The sequence below is a fragment of the Psychrobacillus sp. genome, from assembly GCF_056205495.1.
This window is the reverse complement of sequence record NZ_JBAEAP010000487.1, coordinates 1-2041: the sequence shown is the minus strand read 5'-3', so window position 1 is coordinate 2041 and position 2041 is coordinate 1. Positions and strand designations below refer to the sequence as shown.

Sequence of the window (2041 nt, the reverse complement as noted above, 5' to 3'; positions counted from 1 at the left end):
ACAACTTGCAAGTACTTCCAAAATGAATCAATACCAGGCTCTGTCAATTGATGATGGAACCCAACCGGTATAGAGAAGATTAAGAAAAGCATAAAGGATAATCTTGCTAGCGCATCCGAATAAATTTTACCACCAATAATTTTAGGAATAATTACATACCAAACCATATAGGCTGGCAATAACCAGAAGTATACTAATGGGTGCCCGAAATACCAGAAAAGTGTTCGAGAAAGTAGAACATCAATTTTATCTACCCAGCCTAGAGACCAAGGGATCAATTGGAAAACTACTTCAACTGCTACACCAAGTGAGCAAATAATCCACATAGTTAAGTTTACAATTACCATAAAAGTTAATAAGGGACTTGGCTGCTTTGGATTAGCTTTGCGCCATTCCATATATTTCATGATCAGGCCAGCCCCACCAATCCAAGAGCCTACTACCACTAGAGCCAATCCAACATAAAAGATCCAATGTGCTTGTAGTGGAGCATAAAAAGTGTACAGCACAGACGCTTCGTTTAATAGAACCATCACTGCTGCGGCAGTTGTTCCAATTGTCATAGTCCAAAAACCAATCCAACCAAATTTTCTTTGTTTGTCTGTCAATGTACCAGCAGTTCGACTCACAGCTGCAATTTGAAAACCAAATATAAAGTAAGTAGTTAAAATAAGTCCTAATAAAACTCCATGAACAGTTAATAATTGATAGTAACCAATGCCCCAAGGAAGTGTGAATTGTCCAGAACGTACCAATGTTTGTAAGAGACCACAAAGTCCTCCTATTAGTAGTGCGATAAAAGCTACATGAATATGGGCCATTGCTAGCTTACCATCACGACGGTCTACTTTCACAAAGCTTTGTGCTTTTTCTGTTATTGTTGCCATGTTACTCAACCACCTTTAACTTCGATGTCATAGACGTGTGTCCAACGCCACAATATTCGTTACATAATATTAAATACTCGCCAGCTTTATCAACGGTTGTTACGTATTCTGAAACGTAACCTGGTTCAAGCATCATATTAATATTCGTACCTGCTATTTGAAAGCCATGTATAACGTCTTTCGTTGTGGCTATAAATTTAACTGTAGATCCAAGTGGAACTTCAAATTCTGGTGGGTTATAGAAGAATGCGGATGCAACTACTACTATCTCATAATCCCATTCTTTACCTTCTACTTTGTGAACTCCAGGGTTATTGAATGGAGCAATCTCGTCTACTCGCTCAGGATCAATATATACTTTTGCACTTGGCGGATGTGAGCCATAGTGGAAGGCACTAAAGCCGACTATTATTAGAAATAAGACTAGTGAACTAACCCCAAACGTTATCCACCATTTTTCATACTTGTGAATATGCATAACCTTTAACCTCCATTAGTTTAAAATCTGTCAATAAATAAATAGAATGCAAAAAACCAAGTGACTAAAATGAATATACCGACAACGCTAACTGATATGAGCGTACCTTTTAGTTCTGGTTCTTTATTTTGTTTTTTGGACATCTGTCTTACACCTCCAAAACTTTCCTTCTTTTTCTATAGGTACATCATAAATTTAAAAAAACAAAGTTGATGTGATATTTATCACACATACAAAGGTTATATGTGAAGATACTGTGAAATAATTTGAAAGTAACAGAAAAGTAAATGGGAATTGTGATAAAAGTTATGATTTATATTGACTTTTAGCGGGGAAATTTAAGTGTATGGAAGGATCAACGTATTTTTATGTTGGCTTTGTTAAAGAGTAAGGTTGATTTCATGATGCAAAGCGAACTTTAAATCAGAGAGTAGAATTGATTTTTCGCGGGGTCAGCGATAAGCCATCACCCATCGCTATCGCGCGTTGTTGTGAGGTTTTAACTATCCCACTCATCCCGTTGGAGTCGCCGTTTGGTGCTCGAATCAATAATAATGTAACAAAAAAAGCCCTAAAAACTTTACGATTAGTAAAATTTTAGGACTTTTTAACTTATACGGAGGATTTTGTCCTATCCTCTATAATGCGTACAAAATAATAAAAATTATGTATAACT

3 protein-coding genes are annotated in these 2041 nt (G+C 36.4%); all 3 read right to left on the bottom strand.

The genetic code is table 11. The annotated features are described in order from the left end of the window. Positions 1–887: cbb3-type cytochrome c oxidase subunit I (locus AC06OU_RS14000; RefSeq protein WP_475856586.1), on the bottom strand; the 887-nt coding region annotated here is incomplete at its 3' end. Position 888: 1 nt separating this feature from the next. Then, a complete protein-coding gene (locus AC06OU_RS13995) occupies positions 889–1365 on the bottom strand; it encodes a cytochrome c oxidase subunit II (protein WP_475856584.1) in 477 nt (158 codons plus the stop codon). A gap of 20 nt (positions 1366–1385) precedes the next feature. Continuing rightward, on the bottom strand, positions 1386–1508 hold the full coding sequence (locus AC06OU_RS13990) for a cytochrome c oxidase subunit 2A (protein ID WP_169359534.1): 123 nt from the start codon (positions 1506–1508) through the stop codon (positions 1386–1388). Positions 1509–2041 lie beyond the last annotated feature (533 nt).